We start from the raw sequence: 17,832 nt of genomic DNA, 5'->3' as shown, positions 1-17,832 counted from the left end.
CCATTGAGTAATTCGACAATTATAGATACAGCAAAGCATGTACGACCAGGTGAAGAGCTTGATGAAGTAACCGTTGATAACTGGCTAAAAGCTCAACTTCCGCAGTTAGTCGGTCGCCCCGTTGTTACTCAATATTCAGGTGGCGCCTCGAACTGGACGTATTGTTTAGATTATCAAAATACGTCTTTGATCCTTAGACGCGCTCCTGCAGGTACCAAAGCAAAAGGTGCTCATGATATGGGGAGAGAGTTTAGACTCCAGTCATCTTTGAAACCTGTTTACAACTACGTTCCAGAAATGCTCGCCTTTTGCGAAGACGAAGCGGTGCTCGGGACTGACTTTTATGTCATGGAAAAGATCTCTGGGATTATTCCACGAAAACACTTGCCTCGAGAACTAAGCACCTCTGCAGAGCAGACGAGTAGAATGTGTAAAAATGTTTTCGATTGCTTAATTCAATTACATCAAGTCGATTATAAAGCCGCAGGGCTCGAAGGAATGGGCAAAGGTGCAGGTTACTCGCAGCGACAAATACAGGGGTGGAGTGAACGGTTTAGTAATGCCAAAACTTGGAATGTGCCTGATGGGCGGTTCGTCATGAATTGGCTAGAAAATAACATGCCAAGTAAAGAAAATATTTGTATTACTCATAATGATTTTCGTTTTGATAATGTTGTTTTAGATGCTGACGACTACACGAAGGTACTGGGTGTTTTGGATTGGGAGTTGGCAACATTAGGCGATCCCCTCATGGACCTAGGTAATACATTGGCTTACTGGGTTGAAGCAGGTGATGATTTCCTAGCTCAATCTACACGTCGCCAACCGACACATTTAGCAGGGATGATGACTCGCCAACAAGTTATTGATTATTATCTTGAAAAAACGGGTTTAGACTGTGATGACTTTACTTTCTATGAAGTGTACGGCTTATTTAGGTTAGCAGGCATTGTTCAGCAAATATATTATCGATATCACCATAAACAAACGGATAATCCGGCTTTTAAGAATTTTTGGATTTTTGTCCATTACTTAATGTGGCGATGTAAAAAGTTGATTAAAAAGCGAGGCAAGTAATGGCGGTTATTTATTTGATTCGACATGGACAAGCGAGTTTCAATCACGAAAATTATGATCAGCTATCTGATTTAGGTATGGAACAAGCCAAACTATTGGGCGACAGTCTAGCGCGTCAAAACGTTGTACCTGATGCTATATATCAGGGCGCGATGCAAAGGCATCATCAGACAGCTCACCATAGTTTAGGCAGATACACGAGTGATATACCTGTGTTCACAATGTCACAATGGAATGAGTATGATCATCGAGAAATTCTTGCAAAATATGATGAACGTTTAGCTACGCCTCAGTCAACTAAAGCACTTATTTCGTCAAATCCCAATCCAATGGCCTTGTTTCAAAAATTGTTCGTCGCCGCCGTTGGACGCTGGACTAGCGGGGAGTTCGATGATGATTATAAAGAGTCATGGCAAGATTTTACGAGCAGAGTTCAGCAAGCGTTCTTGCAAGTAAAAGAGAGCGGGCATCGGCGAATTGTTGTTTATACGTCAGGTGGACCAATTAGCTTGATTTGTGCTCAACTCCTTGGTTTGCCTCTTGAGCAATTCATGAAGATTAATTGGACGTTAGTCAACGGTAGTATCACTAAGATTATTTTAAATGATCGCAATGGCCAGCCAATGTTATCTAGCGTAAATGAACACGCTATTTTTAGTGAAATTGACAGCAAAAAATTGATTACATATACCTAAGGCAGATTGCGATGAAACGTAGAAATATATTAATAACAGGGGCGAGTTCTGGCTTGGGAAAAGGGATGGCCATTGAGTTTGCTAAAAAAGGATGTAATTTGGCATTGTGTGCCAGACGACTTGACCGTCTCGAAGAATTAAAAACAGAGTTATTATCGATTAACCCTAATTGTCGAATTGTCATTTCATCATTGGACGTCAATGATCATAACCGTGTTTTTGAGGTGTTTAGGCAATTTCGAGATGAGCTTGGTCAGTTAGATCGGGTCATAGTCAACGCAGGAATGGGTAAAGGAGCCTCTATTGGTACGGGGTATTTTCATGCTAATAAACAAACAGCTGAAACAAACTTTGTTGCAGCAATCGCTCAAGCTGAGGCAGCGATGGAGATTTTTAGACATCAAAACTTTGGTCATCTTGTCAATATTTCTTCAATTAGTGCGGTTCGAGGGTTTAGAAGAGCAATGACGGTATATGCGGCTACCAAAGCAGCATTGACGTCATTAAGTGAAGGGATCCGTATTGATGTTATGCATACGCCTATTAAGGTCAGTTGTATACACCCTGGGTTTATTCGAAGTGAGATTAATGAAACAGTCGAAAAGGTCCCGTTTATTGTTGACACTGATACGGGGTGTAAAGCACTTGTTAAAGCCATTGAGAAAGAAAAAGCCAATAGCTATGCGCCAAGCTGGCCGTGGGCTTGGTTGCATTGGTTGTTAAGAGTTGCCCCAGTTGGTGTAGTGAGGCAAATGAGTTAACCGATTGTCTTAGTCTTTTTTGTCGGGATAGAGTTGTAAGTAATCTCGTATCGCATCTTTGTATGTTCTACTGACCTTAACGCGTTCATGAACGCCAAGCTCGACAAAAAACTCGCCTTTTGGCAATGATTGCACTTTATTAATAAAGTTAAGGTTTATAATCGTTGAACGATGCACTCGTTTGAAATTGTTGGGATCTAATTCCGACAGTAGCTCAGTCAAAGAGATTCTTTTGATATGAGTTTCACCATTTGCATGTAAGCAGCAATAATCACCAGCAGCATCGACCCACTTTAAATCTTCTTGTTTTAAGATAGTGATTTGGTCACCATCTTTAACAACAATTTTTTTATCGTCTTGCGCAGTATGCTGATCATGTTTTCTTATCGCCTCTATAGCACTGATTAAATTAGATTTCTCTGCGTCTCTATCATATTGGGAAAAGCGTTGTTCAGCTCTAGTTACAGCCCGTTTAACGAGCTCTTCATCAAGTGGTTTTAAGATGTAATCAACAGCGTTCACTTTAAATGCATCTAGCGCATATTGTTCATGAGCCGTAGCAAAGATGACCATAGGGGTAAGTTCGGGCTGTGTTCTTTGTATAACATCAAAGCCATTTATGTTGGGCATATCTATATCGAGGAAAACCAAGTCAGGCTCTAAATCTAAGATTGCTTCTATTGCTTCTCGTCCATTTTTACACTCAGCAATAATATTTATTGAATTAAATTTCTTTAACTTCGATTTCATTAAACCTAGGGCTAATGGTTCGTCGTCGACGATAATTGTTCGTAGTTCTGCCATGCTTCAACCTCATCCACTTCAACATGCTCTTCTGGTTCTTTTTTTGTTGAGAGTTCAAACGGAATTGTTATGTTTGTTTTAAATCGACCGTCACAAATGTCGTAATTTAAGCTGTATCTTTTTGGATAGATTGCTTCTAATCTCGACCTAGTATTGTTCATACCAATACTCCGATTATCCTTGTCTGATGCTGTATTGTTGTATACTTCTGTGCCTGAATCCGATAGCTCTATAGTCAATAAGTCATTGTTGCGCTTAACACATACGTGAACAGTACCACCTTCTTCACTTTTTGAAATTGCATGCTTAATTGAATTTTCAACAATAGGTTGGAACATCAAGCTTGGGATGAGGCCATCTTCTGCATCTTTGTCTATTTTTAGATCAATCGCTAAGCGATGACTAAATCGCACTTTTTCGATATCGAGATAGAGCATCAATGCATTAATTTCTTGTTCTACAGTCACTCTAGATTCAGGTTCGTGGTCGAGCAAATAGCGTAAGAATTTACTCAAATTAATCACCGTTCTCTGCGCAAGATCTCCTTGCTCCATTTCGATAAGCGCATTCACTGAGTTCAAAGCATTAGATAGAAAGTGAGGGCTTAGCTGATAGCGAAGCATTTTTAATTGAGCATCCCGAGCAATTGCTTGTGCTTCAATGCGCTTTATATATTCTTCTTGAATTTTGTCTTGTGAGTCGAGCAAAATTTGATGTTCACGTTGAAGCAAGTGATAGTACATAAGACCATGAAACATCGCTGTCCAACACATGTAGATGAATATGCCGCTAAAATACCAACCACCAAAATTCCACCAAGTATCTTCTTCGCCGGTTAACGCGTTGAATAATGACATTCGAGCGAATGTCCATACAAGAGAAACAGCAAAAATTAGTGCTAAACCGACCCAAATTCGAAACTTGTTACTGGTGTACCAAATTGCAATGAAGGACTTTTGAAGAAAAATAGACAGTAACAAACCCATCGCAGATTGGAGAACGGTAAATAAGACATATGAGACTTCATATTGCTCAAACCATAGGTTCAAGGCCAAAGACACCAAGCAAATAAACACCCAAAAGCCAAACTGACAATACCAAAACATTTTCTCAGGCGCTTGGCCCAATGTTTCGCGAATTAGCTTTGCGACATTTTGCTCGACTTTCTGCATTGCTTTGCTTTTTCTCACGCGTTTACCTATTCATAACTTAATTGTATAGAAAATCCTGCCGTTGCCTAACACGATGCGTCCGTTTTGGCTCGATAACTGTCCGCCTTAGCGAATTTACACGCTTTATCATTACGTTAGCATTGAAAATTAAAATAAAAAACACCCCGATAGATAAATACGATAAAAGTAAATCAATTAGCTCACTTAAAGCGTACCTTAATTCTAAGGACGTTTATAAAAACATTGTGAATGTGCTGATCAAGTTAAAAAATGTTTGTTAGGAACTGTGCTATTGAGAGCGAGTTTGTCGTTTTGTCCGTTTTAGCTTTTTTCTAATCCGTCTTAGCGAATTAGTCCATCTAATTGCGAAATAGCGTGATAAAAGAATAGTGAGAGATATTGCGGTAATAATAACAAACAGCTCTTTAGTACCGAAAAATGCATACGTATGCAGTACGCGTATAACATAGACGAGCTAAAGGCAAAATCATCGGGAGAGACCTATGTTTAAAGGGCGGGCTACAACGCTTACGCGATTTACAACATTGATACTTACTACAGCGGTAATTGCCGGCTGTGGTGGGGGCGATGCAGCTACAGAAACAACGATTGTCGAAGTAGATACTCGAACACCTGCGCCTGACTGGGAGTTAGTGTGGAGTGATGAATTTGATGGTGGTTCATTAGATTTAGACAAATGGACGTTTGAAATCAATTGTGACGGTGGTGGTAACGCTGAAGAACAGTGTTATACAGATTCACCGGAAAACCTGTTTATTGAAGACGGTATTCTCAATATTGTTGCTCGTCCAACGCCGGCTGATTCAAGCCTAACAAAACCCTACACTTCGTCTCGTATTGTTACTCAATATCAGGGAGACTGGACGTATGGTCGCGTTGAAGTTCGAGCTAAAGCGCCAAAGGGGCAAGGTTCTTGGGCTGCCGCTTGGTTAATGCCGACAAACTCTGAATACGGTACATGGCCATTATCTGGTGAAATTGACCTTGTTGAATGGGTTAACATAGGTGAAGTTAGAGCAGATGGTGATATAGACCGTCATGCCCACGGCACGTTGCATTATGGTCCAATGCAAGGTAGCAATCACGACTTCACCGGTACCGAATATGCCTTACCTAATTCTTCGCCTGCCGACGACTTCCATATTTACGCGATTGAGTGGGAGGAGGGTGAGATTCGTTGGTATGTAGATGACGTATTATATGCCTACCAACGTGACTCAGAAGTGACTTACCGAGCATCTGATGGTGCAGCTGCTGGCTTAAGCGAAACTGGTTGGTATACCCAGATTATGAATGACGATGGCATCGAAGAAATCGTCTATCAAAAAGCCCCATACGACCAAGATTTCTTTATTATCTTAAATAATGCTGTTGGTGGTAACTGGGCTGGGCGAACTCACCAATCGGCAAACTACTTTGTTGGTGACGACAATGGTTCAATCGCACGAGGTGTAGATAACTCTGCCTACGTTAATGGTAACGCTTACCAAGTAGATTACGTACGCGTTTACCAATGTGCCAAAGATACGGTGACAGGTAAAGGCTGTGCCACGATTAGTTCAGATTATTATAACGACACATTTGTAAAAGGTGCAGCTCCTGTGCCAATTCCGCCTATTATCCCTGTACCAGTAGGCGTAGATATTTTTACAGAAGACCAGTCATCATGGGATGTTGTTGGTGAAGACGAAGCTGAAACTGTTGATTCAGGTGACGAGGAGTATGGTGAGGTTGTCCAATTTACCGTGACTGAAGAATCTGGTGAATTAGGATTTTCTGGTCCTTCATATGACGGTACCTTGCTTCCAGATGAAGCACTCATTGAATTTGATATAAAAGTGTTAGAAACACCAACGAATTCTGAGGCTTCTTGGGTATTTAAAGTGGAATATGAAACTGCACCAGAGGAAGAAGCTTCTGAAAGTCCAAGAAAATATGGCCTTCAACGCAGTTCAAGTAACAGTGAAGCCGAAACAGGTGAAGTAGAACTAGCGCTTAATGATAGCTTAGAGGGCGTGTTACCAACACCTGGCGAGTGGCAACATTATAGTTTTGATTTTGGTGCATTACGCGAACTCGGCCTAGATAGTGAAAATATTGTTGCGATAAAAGTATTCCCAACATTAGGCCAAGGTGCTGGAGCAGTGTATCAAGTGGATAATGTGACTATCGGTGCCGCCTTTGAAGGTGCTGAATTACTGCTATTCGAAGATGAAGAAAATCCAAATTGGCCGATGTGGGATGATCAAGTTGCACAGGGTTTAAGTAGTATTGTTCCTGTCGTTGTGCAAGATGAGGATCCAGACTTTGGTAATGCAGCGGAGTTTTATATTAACGGTAACTCGGTAGTGGGTTTCACGGTTCGACAAGATCAAGGTGGTTCTGGTTATCCGTTCGATGCGAGCTCATTAGCATTATCGGGTGCAATTGAGTTTGATTTAAAACTTATTGATTTTCCTGAAAACCCGAATGCTCCATGGTATTTAAAAATGGAGTCAAACGGTGGTACTAACCTTGGTGGTACCGCTGTAGATTACCGTTTACCTACTGCTCCCGTTCAAGATGAGTGGACACATTATACTGTGTCAATGAATTCATTACTTCAAGAAGGTTTAGATATTTCTGCAATCGATATTGCTCTGATCTTCCCACAATGGGGACAAGGTGATGGTGCAAGATTTCGTGTTGATAACATGATCATTCATTCAACAACAGTTGACGATAGCGATGATGATGATGTTGTAAAAGGTCCTGATAACACTGTTTACCAAGAATTATTTACCCTTTATGACGATGCTGTTCGTTCTGGCTGGACACTTTGGGATTGTTGTGCCTTTTTACCTCAAGTTGAGGTAATGGATGATGAAGACCACAATATGGTGGTTGAATTTACTATTGGCGAAGGCTCTGATGGCGGTACAGTTGTTGGTTTCTGGGGACGTAGTTCTGGCGAAACATTAAATTTAGCGCCAATTACAACAAATGGTGTTCTACGTTTTGACTTAAAAGTTGTGACGATGCCAGAAGATGAAACAACAGACTGGTTAATTAAAGTTGAAAGCTCAAATGCAACAGGTAACTCGTTTGCTGAATTAAGCTTAACGGACAGCTTACAAGGTGTAGCTCCGACACTAGGTGAGTGGCAGTCATACTCGTTCCCGCTAATTGATTTAGCAGGCGCAGGCTTAAACTTAACCGAAGTAGATCTACTGATGATGTTCCCGCAATGGGGCAAAGGCTTAGGTGCAGTTTACCGCGTAGACAACGTATTTGTCGGTATTCCTGAAGGTGATGAAAACCCTTATGGCGACGATATGGGCTCTGGCGGCGACAACGGTGGCGACAATGGCGGTGATGATGGTTCTGGCGATGATGGCTCTGGCGGTGACAATGGCACACAAGAACCTGGCGTAGAGCTTATTCAAAACTCTGATTTTGGCAACAGTGCAGGCTGGGGTGGTACAGATGGCATGGTTGAAAGTATTGCCAATGGTATCTTTACTGCAGACGTTGCCGTTGCTGGTAACCCGTGGGATGTGAGCTTAAAGCAAAACATGTTATTGCTTAACGACTCAACTTACACATTAAGCTTTGATGCGCGCTCTGATGACGCTCGCTCAATTATCGCTGGCTTAGGTCTAGATGAAGCACCATGGACCAATGTAGCCGAAACAGTTCAGTTATCTACTGAGTGGACTACTTATACCTTTACGCTAACAACGACAGGGTTTGGTAGCTCAAACAGTCGAGTATTCTTCGATATGGGTGCAGAAGCCGGTCAAGTTCAACTTGATAACGTTAGTGTCGTGCTAGTAACTGATGGTTCTGGTAGTGGTGATGACAATTCTGGTGATGACAACTCAGGCGACAACAATGGTAACGGTGAGTTACTAACTAACTCTAGTTTCGATAGTTCTGAAGGTTGGGGCGGTACTGATGGCATGGTTGAAAGCATCGTTGACGGCATGTTTACGGCTAACGTAGCTGTTGCTGGTAACCCTTGGGATGTCAGCTTAAAGCAAAACTTAACCTTAGTTGCTGACACCGATTATGTTCTTAGCTTTGATGCGCGATCAGATGATGCTCGTTCGATTATCGCTGGCTTAGGCTTAGACCAAGAACCTTGGACTAATGTGACCGAGACCGTTGCGTTAACGACTGAGTGGGTAACATACACGCTTAACCTAACGACGACTGGATTTGGTGGTGAAAATAACCGTGTGTTCTTTGACATGGGTGCTGAAGCAGGCCAAGTGCAATTAGACAACGTAAGCCTTACGTTAGCATCTAGCGGTGGTGACGACGATAGCTCAGGTCCTGTTATTACGATGGCACCGGCAAGCATTTTTGCTGATGCAGTACTAGATAACTGGGCAAGCTGGGATTGTTGTGCAGGTTCAACACCAATAGTTGTTGAAGACGACGCAATGTACGGCAATGTCGTTGAGTTCATGGTAAATGGCGACACGGTACTTGGCTTTAATGGTCGAGATAACGGCGGTGCCCTTGATGCAAGTGGCGTTACAACCTTTAGCTTTGACATGAAAGTAACCTCTTTACCGACACAAGCTGACGCTCCTTGGTTGTTAAAAATGGAATCAGGTGATGCAGCAAGCTATGTTGAAGTTAATTTGTCTGCTAGCCAAGAAGGTGTTGTGCCAACAGAAGGTCAATGGCAAACCTACACATTTGCATTAGCTGATTTAGTTACTGCAGGTGTTAGCTTTGATACTTCAAACATTGATGTTGTGATGGTATTTCCTGCATGGGGTCAAGGTGCTGGCGCGGTTTACCGTATCGATAATGTGAGCTTTAGTGGCGAATCAGATGGCGCTGGTGATGCTGGTGGTGATGATTCAGGTAACTTAGATACTTCAGCATACTGTGAAGCGACGGTATACCACTTCGGTAATTCAGATATCGCTAACTCAGCAGCGTTGCTTACGATTGAGAGTCTTGATGCAAATACAATGCAAGTAACAGTGGGCTCTCCTACTGATGACCTAATTGATGTTCTTGTTATTTCAGGTCCTCACGGTGGTACGCCAGGAGCACAAGATACTTCTGTAGCAGGCACAATTAGCCAAACATTAACTTGGGATACAGCGCCTGCAGAAGTTTCACTAAATGTTTTATGGAGCCATGAATCTTTCGAAGGTAATTGGCAATTAAGCGATACTGACATCACGGTACCGTTTGCTGCAATGTGTGGTGATACAGGTGGCGACAACACGGGGGGTGATTCTGGCGATAATGGCGGTGATGAAAGCCCTGCATTGTTAGCTAACTCAGGCTTTGACAGTGCTGAGGGTTGGGGCGGCACAGACGGCATGGTTGAAAGCATTGTTGACGGTATATTCACTGCAAACGTAGCTATTGCTGGTAACCCTTGGGATGTCAGCTTAAAGCAAAACTTAACTTTAGTTGCCGACACAGACTATGTCCTTACCTTTGATGCGCGCTCAGATGACGCTCGTTCAATTATCGCGGGCTTAGGCTTAGACCAAGATCCTTGGACTAATGTGACAGAGACCGTTGCGTTGACCACTGAATGGGCAACATACACACTTAATTTAACAACCACAGGCTTTGGTGGCGAAAACAACCGTGTGTTCTTTGATATGGGCGCAGAAGCCGGTCAAGTGCAGCTTGATAACGTTATCCTTGTATTAGCCTCTGACTATACTGGCGAGGATATGGCTGATGATAATGCTGGCCCTGTCGTGACGATGGCACCTGCAAGCATTTTTGCTGATTCAGTGCTTGATAACTGGGCGAGTTGGGACTGTTGTGCTGGTTCAACCCCAACGGTTGTTGAAGATGACGCAATGTACGGCAACGTTGTTGAGTTCATGGTAAATGGCGACACAGTTCTGGGCTTTAACGGTCGTGAAAACGGTGGCGCAATTGACGCAAGTGGCGTTTCAACCTTTAGCTTTGATATGAAAGTGACGTCTTTGCCAACGCAAGCCGACGCACCTTGGTTATTAAAAATTGAATCAGGTGACGCAGCTAACTTTGTAGAAGTTAACTTGTCGACAAGCCAAGAAGGTGTGGTACCAGCTGAAGGTCAATGGCAAACCTATACTTTTGCATTAGCTGATTTAGTTGCTGCAGGCGTTAACTTAGATACTTCAAATATTGATGTTGTGATGGTATTCCCTGCATGGGGACAAGGTGCAGGCGCTGTTTATCGTATTGATAATGTGAGTTTTAGCGGTGAAGCTTCAGCAGACGATGGTCCTGTTGTGACCATGGCGCCAGCTAGCCTGTTTATTGATACGGTACTTGATAATTGGGCAAGCTGGGATTGTTGTGCAGGTTCAACGCCTACTATCGTAGATGATGGCGGTGACAATGGTTCAGTGATTGAATTCACCGTTAATGGTGACACCGTACTTGGCTTGAATGGTCGTGACAACGGTGGAGCATTAGACGCGAGCAATGCAGCAACGTTGAGTTTTGATATGAAAGTTACGACCATGCCAACTCAAGCAGACGCGCCATGGTTATTAAAAATTGAATCAGGCAATGGTGGTAGTTATGTCGAAGTCAATTTATCAACCAGTCAAGAAGGTGTTGTGCCAGCGGAAGGACAATGGCAAACCTACACTTTCTCAATGGACGACTTAGTTGCTGCCGGTGTTAATTTTGACCGCTCAAATATCGACATAGTGATGGTATTTCCTGCTTGGGGGCAAGGCTCAGGGGCCGTATACCGAGTAGATAATGTGAGCTTTCAGTAAGAAGACTCGGGTGTTTATGACACTGTTTCAATAAACGTAGATATAACAAAATACTCTGTGACCTTGATTAAAAGCGTCGCAGAGTCAGATAAAAATAAGAAGGTCATTGTGAATAAGATGAACTTGAAAAGAAATAAAATATCTCTGTCTGTGCTGTTGGCTCTTGGTTCAACGATGTTACTACCAGCTTATGCTGTCGCACAGGAAAGTGAGGAAGAAAACGCAGAGCAAGATATCGAAATCATCCAAGTCAGAGGTATCCGAGGCAGTATGATCCGCTCTATGGATCTAAAACGTGATGCCGACGGTATCATGGATGCCATTTCTGCTGAAGAAATGGGTAAGTTTCCAGATACTAACCTTGCCGAGTCATTAGGTCGCATCACGGGTGTCTCTGTTAGCCGCTCTAACGGTGAGGGTAGCCAAATTACTGTACGTGGTTTCGGCCCTGAATTTAACTTAGTCACGCTTAACGGTAGACAAATGCCTGGTACAGGCTTTACCCGTTCGTTTGCCTTTGAAAACCTATCGTCTGAAGGCGTTAGTGCCTTAGAGATTCAAAAGTCAGCGCGCGCAGAAACGCCAACAGGTGGTTTAGGGGCAACGGTAAACATTGTTTCAACTAAACCGTTAAACAGCCCAGGTACAAAGGGCTCATTTATGGCGAAAGGTCTATATGACGAGTCAAACGAGAAATACGACGACGTAACACCTGAAATTGCAGGTGTTTTTAGCTCTACCATGATGGATGATACCTTTGGTATTGCTTTAAGTTTTTCACACCAACGTCGCGACTTTCAAAAGCAACAAGCTAATATTCAAGGTTGGCAATACGGCGAGGTGCTATACGGCCCGAACGATGCTGGAGAAATTGTTGCTCAAGAGCAGGGTATTGGACGTTTGCCGACATTGGCTGATGGCTTTGCGATTGATCCTCGTGCACTTGATGAGAACGGCGAGCGCATTGGAGCCCATTTCTTTCCAAAAGATATGAACTTTGGTTATGAAGATATTCGTCGTGAGCGAAATAATGGTCAGTTAACCTTGCAGTATGCGCCATTAGATAATTTAGTGTTTACTGCTGATTACACGGCAAGTCAATCAACCACAGGTGTTGAGTCTTTTGGTTGGGGTATTTGGAATAACTTCGGCTCAAACATTGTTGCCTATGAGTTAGATCAAAATGGTACCGCAGTATATACAGAAATTGCCGGTGATGATGGTTCATTTACCGCGAGCAAAGGTACGACTGACGTAGATTCTGAGTCGATTGGCTTTAATGTCGATTGGCAAATCACAGACAGCTTTAGCATGGTAATTGATTATCATGATTCAAGTAGTGAAACTGATAATGGTGCTGATAAGGGTAGTGGCAGCCAAGGTCAAGTGATTCTCGGCTCTGACAAACTAGTTTCTAAAGTGTACGACTTTACGAGTGGTGAAATTCCACATTACACGATTAATTGGGACAATGGTACAAACCAATTATTGGCGGGTGAAATCGACTCGAACTTTAGTCAATTTATTCATTCACCAGGTAAGTCAGACATTCAGCAGTTGCAGTTACACTTTACTTGGGAAACGGATTATACCTACCTAACGACGGTTAAATTTGGTGCCGCGCGCACCGAGCAATCACTAACCGGTCGTAACGGTTGGAGCGGTTTACGTGGAGGTCCTGGTTTTAATCCTAGCTTTACGGCAATTTTCCCTGACGACATGTTTATGCTACATGACACGTCTGGTTTTCTTGATCAATTCTCTGGTGGTGGTTCAGCTCTTTCTCCTAACTACTTCTATACCTACGACTTTGATGAGGCTGTATCTCGGCAGTTAGCGGTACTCACAGAAGATATTTTAGGTGATAACTACTACAACACTAATCCATATTTTGCTCAAGACAGCATGAGCCGAGTTGACGAAGACACCGATAGTTTTTATATCCAAACCGATTGGGAGTTTGAGCTTGGCGATATATACGTTCGCATGAATGCAGGGGTTCGTTATGAGACCACTGATGTTGTGAGCCCGTCGGAAGATAACATCCCATTAATGGTTAATTGGGTGTCAGCAGGCGAGTGGATCACTATTTATCAAGATGAGCTCGTGCCAACGTCAAACTCAGCCGATTATGACGTGTTGCTGCCAATGATAGATTTTAAGTTTGACTTAACCGACGACATTGTTGCCCGCTTATCTTGGGGTAAATCGATGACTCGTCCAGGTTTAGGTAACTTACTTGGCGGTATTTCATATACAGGTAGTCCAAAAATTGGTGCTAGAACAGGCTCCCGTGGTAACACCGCGCTACAGCCGTTCGTTTCAACCAATTTAGATTTATCTGTTGAATACTACTACGAAGAAGGTAGCTACGTATCACTTGGTTTATTCCAAAAAGATGTCGATGATTGGATTGCTAATTCGCCATTTGATCAAACGCTTTCGGGTGTTCATGATATTTATTTAGGTGAGCGTTGGAATCAAGCAGTGAGCCAAATAGAACAACGCGGTGAAGTAGCGACTGATTCAGCTATTTTTCAGCAGATGCTAGTTAATGGCCATGGTAATGCCGATGGTGCAATTGAAGCTGACCCAGCAACAGACCCTCTATTAGTGTGGAGTATTAATTCTCCTGAAAACGTCGATAAACGCACAGTTGAGGGTGCTGAAATTGCAATACAGCATTTATTCGGTGACTCAGGTTTCGGTTTTGCTGTTAACGCAACATTTGTTGATGGTGATGTCGAGTACGACCCAGAAATTTACGCCGAGCAACCTGTACTTCCAGGCTTAAGTGACTCTGCAAACTTTCAGGTGTTTTATGACCTTGATGGTCTGTCAGTGAAAGCTACCTACTCATGGCGTGATTCATACTTGATTGGTTTAGGTCAAGCGCAAGGTACAACAATTGATACACCGCCACAATACGCTAAAGAATTTGGTCAATGGGATGTAAGTGTCAATTATGACATTACTGAAAACATTACGATTTTCTTTGAAGGCGTAAATATCAACAATGAAACGGAACAAGGCTATGGCCGTTATGAAGAGCAATTCTTATTTGCTCGACAATACGGTAGCCGCTACGCAATCGGCGGCCGCTTCAAGTTCTAGTTTAATACTTAAAAATAAAAGCCATCGAATCTCGATGGCTTTTCATTTTTTCCTAGTAAACCACAAAAACACGTCATAGCCGATATTTCCTTATCGAGTTAGAGATTATTTTGCTTTAAAAACATATAACTAAAAGAGCTGACATGAATTCAATGAACAAGTTAAGACCGCTGACAACGGTTATGCTGTTAAGCACCTTAGTTGCTTGTGGAGGCGGCGGTGGAGAGAGCGCAACGCCAGATCCGGTTGTCCCAACACCACCAACCCAAGAAGCCGATACAACACCACCGACAATCACCTTAGAGGGTGATCCTCGAATGGAAATACAGCAAGGAACAACGTTTGAAGACCCTGGCGTTACTGCTACTGATGATAGAGATTCAAATGTACAAGTAACCATAGAAGGCACAGTTGATACAAGTACTGCTGGTGAATACCAAATAGTGTATAGCGCAACTGACTCTGCTGGTAATGAGGCCCAAGTAACTCGTACCGTCATTGTTATTGCATTACCTGAAGCCATTGAAAATATCCTTGTCCAAGCCCAAGACTATGTTGCCTATCAAGATTCCGATGTCGGCAATAATGGAGGTGCTTATCGTAATGACAACGTAGATATAGAGGTTACTTCTGATACCAATGGGCAATACAACATTGGCTGGACGGTCAGGGATGAGTGGCTGGAATATGATATTGAATCTTCAAAAGCAACCTATGAAGTGTATGCTAGGGTTGCTTCCGAAGTGGGTAATGGCAGGTTTAGGCTATCTGTTAACGGTAAACAAATTGAATCAGATAATTTGCCCAATACTGGTGGTTGGCAGGTTTATTCGACAGAGAAGGTTGGCTCATTGGCGCTGGAAAGTGGTGAGCATACGCTGCGAGTAACGATAGTTGCAGGTGATTTTAATTTGAACTGGCTGTCCTTTGAACAAATCGCTGATGATGATTTTGATGGTGTGGGCGATACTAATGATGCATGTCCGAATACCGTTGAAGGTGTCGCAGTTAATGAGATTGGTTGCCCAGATAGTGATGGCGATGGTATTGATGATAGCCTCGATATTTGTCCAGATACACCAGAGGGTGACGATGTCGATGGCCAAGGTTGCACCATCGTTAGACCTTTAAATGAAGTGGCGAACCAAAACAATATATTGGTTGGCGGGGAAGACTCGACTAAACCAGGTTTCAGTCTCTATGTGTTTGATAATGACCTTGGTGGTTCGGGAAGTACCTGTAATGATGCATGTGCGACCAATTGGCCACCTTTGTTGTTAGCTGACGATGAGGCAACTGGTGTTGCAAACCTGTCGATAATTGTTCGAAATGATGGCTCTGAACAAGTCACATTTGAAGGGCGTCCGCTGTATTTCTTCGTTGGTGATGAAAGCCCTGGTGAGACAAACGGCAATGGCGAGCTTTGGCACACCGTTGAAATGGGGCTTGTCGGTGATTTTGTTTCGCTGTTTAACAGTGGTACTGCACTTGAGCCTATTGCGTCATTTGTTAGAGATGATGGGGTAGCGGTGACACGATTAGCAGATCGTGGACGTGACCGTCATGCCAAAGACATCACTTTTCAAGATCACTATGACCATTTCTTAGCCCATTATTGGGAATATCGTACGGCGAGAATTCAATTAGAAGATTACACGCCATTGGGTCAAAGCCTGATTAGAGTGACGTGGATAACCGAAGCTGAATTAGGTGCTCGTGAGTTTAGGGTTTGGTACAACGGCATTACTACCACTGGCCAGTTTAACTTCAACCCACAAAAAGAAGAGGAAAAGGTAAATCCAGCTGAAACTGGCACTGTTTATGTGGGCAGAGGTACATGGAATAATGATTTTGAAAAAACCAGTGACGATGGTCATCAGTTTAAGTACACCTTAGATATTGTTGATGAATGGCAATCAACAGGACCAATCATTCCATTGACTACTGGGCGTAGAATGGAATTTGAAGCCAGCCAGTTTTTACTCTCGCCTCCTGCGGGTACCCGTCTAAATTACTATGGTACGACGTTCTTATATCTTACTGGTCAACCCGGTGTTCATCCATTTGAATGGGATAGAAATGAATACGATGATAGTTATCCAATACCGCAAAAAGGCCTGATTGGTGGTGATACAACCCTAGGGTATAACTACAGTGAAGAACCAGCAGGTCGATTTATGGGCATGGCGACCAATATGAGCCCAGGCAATGCTCAACCTTGGGTTGAGGGCAGACGAGTTCATCATACGAATTTTGAAACGGGCGAACATGACGAGCGACACGACAATATCGTTTGGACCGAGCAAATTGGCAAAGCAGGTCCACGATATATCAATCATTCATGTGCAAATTGTCATATTCGAAATGGCCGTGCGTTAGTCGCTGATGTTGGCGAAGCATTAGATAAATGGGTATTTAAAGTAGGTGATGTTAATGGTGAACCGGACCCACTAAGAGGCCGAGTATTGCAACCTGAAGTAGCTGATAATGCTAGCGGTACCGTATCGGAGGGGCAGGTGACATTAGGCAGTTGGACGGACGAAGAAAATGGGCTTAGATCGCCAAATTACAATTTTAGTAATGGTACACCTATCGCGTTTTCGGCGCGTATTGCCCCCCAATTAGTAGGGTTAGGTTTACTAGAAGCTATTGCTGAAACAGATATCGTTAATCAGGCTGATCCAAATGATCTTGATGGCGATGGCATTTCAGGGCGTATTTCTGAAGTTGTCGATCCCGTAACTGGTGATAAGCGAGTTGGCCGCTTTGGCTACAAAGCAAGTACTGCAAGTTTATTACATCAAGTAGCTGCGGCATTTAATACTGATATTGGTGTTATGACATCAGTTCTGCCTGAGCCTGATTGTGGTTCTGCACAGACTAATTGTGGTAGTAACATTGCTGAACTGGATGATGAAAACCTAGATAAACTTGTTAAGTATTTAGCTTTATTGGGGGTACCGGCGAGGCGTGATTATGACAATTCAGCTGGTGAAACAATATTTTCAGATATCGGCTGCGCTGATTGTCACACACCAAGCTATACAACGTCTTTATTTCATCCGTTAGCAGAACTTAGAAACCAACAAATATCGCCATACACTGATATGCTATTGCACGATATGGGTGAAGGGCTAGCAGATAATTTAGGTGAAGGCACTGCCTCTGGTGCTGAGTGGCGAACAGCTCCTTTGTGGGGCCTAGGTCATGCCGTTGATGTGATGGTCAGAGATGATAAAGCCAATGATTCGGTGTCGTTAGCGCAAAGTGCTGATGATATTAATCGCGTTGGTTTCTTACATGATGGCAGAGCAAGAACAATTGATGAAGCGATTTTATGGCATGGAGGTGAGGCACAAGCTTCAAATACAGCTTACCAAACGCTTTCTCAAACGGATAAAACCGCATTATTAAACTTCCTTAATTCTTTATAAAATCTCAA

At 43.0% G+C, this 17,832-nt stretch carries 8 protein-coding genes; 6 read left to right on the top strand and 2 right to left on the bottom strand.

Translation table 11 applies throughout. The features are described from left to right. The first annotated feature begins 3 nt into the window (after nucleotides 1–3). The 3 genes from QQK05_RS09555 to QQK05_RS09545 are packed head-to-tail and all read left to right on the top strand — an operon-like array spanning nucleotide 4 to nucleotide 2,533. Complete coding sequence (locus tag QQK05_RS09555; RefSeq protein WP_284297964.1) at nucleotides 4–1,077, top strand: phosphotransferase family protein; 1,074 nt, start codon at nucleotides 4–6, stop codon at nucleotides 1,075–1,077. Beyond that, the gene (locus tag QQK05_RS09550; protein WP_284297963.1) at nucleotides 1,077–1,772 is read left to right on the top strand and encodes a histidine phosphatase family protein; all 696 of its coding nucleotides are present in this window, start codon (nucleotides 1,077–1,079) and stop codon (nucleotides 1,770–1,772) included. The genes QQK05_RS09555 and QQK05_RS09550 overlap by 1 nt, the downstream gene beginning before the upstream one ends. 11 nt (nucleotides 1,773–1,783) lie before the next feature. Beyond that, complete coding sequence (locus QQK05_RS09545; RefSeq protein WP_284297961.1) at nucleotides 1,784–2,533, top strand: SDR family oxidoreductase; 750 nt, start codon at nucleotides 1,784–1,786, stop codon at nucleotides 2,531–2,533. Between the two features lie 9 nt (nucleotides 2,534–2,542). Here QQK05_RS09545 and QQK05_RS09540 read toward each other — a convergent pair whose 3' ends face one another. Both QQK05_RS09540 and QQK05_RS09535 read right to left on the bottom strand, forming a co-directional pair. Continuing rightward, nucleotides 2,543–3,337 carry a LytR/AlgR family response regulator transcription factor gene (locus QQK05_RS09540; RefSeq protein WP_284297959.1) on the bottom strand — a complete coding sequence of 265 codons (795 nt, stop codon included), beginning with the start codon at nucleotides 3,335–3,337 and terminating at the stop codon, nucleotides 2,543–2,545. Beyond that, on the bottom strand, nucleotides 3,295–4,527 hold the full coding sequence (locus QQK05_RS09535; protein WP_284297957.1) for a sensor histidine kinase: 1,233 nt from the start codon (nucleotides 4,525–4,527) through the stop codon (nucleotides 3,295–3,297). The genes QQK05_RS09540 and QQK05_RS09535 overlap by 43 nt, the downstream gene beginning before the upstream one ends. A gap of 485 nt (nucleotides 4,528–5,012) precedes the next feature. On the opposite strand from QQK05_RS09535, the gene QQK05_RS09530 reads away from it, so the two are divergent. From QQK05_RS09530 to QQK05_RS09520, 3 genes are all read left to right on the top strand, one after another. Continuing rightward, nucleotides 5,013–11,276, top strand: a complete 6,264-nt coding sequence (locus tag QQK05_RS09530) for a carbohydrate binding domain-containing protein (RefSeq protein WP_284297955.1) — start codon at nucleotides 5,013–5,015, stop codon at nucleotides 11,274–11,276. 108 nt (nucleotides 11,277–11,384) lie between these two features. Continuing rightward, nucleotides 11,385–14,390 carry a TonB-dependent receptor gene (locus tag QQK05_RS09525; RefSeq protein WP_407704875.1) on the top strand — a complete coding sequence of 1,002 codons (3,006 nt, stop codon included), beginning with the start codon at nucleotides 11,385–11,387 and terminating at the stop codon, nucleotides 14,388–14,390. Between the two features lie 143 nt (nucleotides 14,391–14,533). Then, nucleotides 14,534–17,824 (top strand): di-heme oxidoredictase family protein, encoded by a 3,291-nt coding sequence (locus QQK05_RS09520; protein WP_284297953.1) that lies wholly within the window; start codon nucleotides 14,534–14,536, stop codon nucleotides 17,822–17,824. Nucleotides 17,825–17,832: the final 8 nt, after the last annotated feature.

This window comes from Thalassotalea loyana (assembly GCF_030161435.1).
Lineage (GTDB): Bacteria > Pseudomonadota > Gammaproteobacteria > Enterobacterales > Alteromonadaceae > Thalassotalea_G > Thalassotalea_G loyana.
Note: the sequence above shows the minus strand (reverse complement) of the source record. Positions and strands in the feature narration are given on the sequence as shown.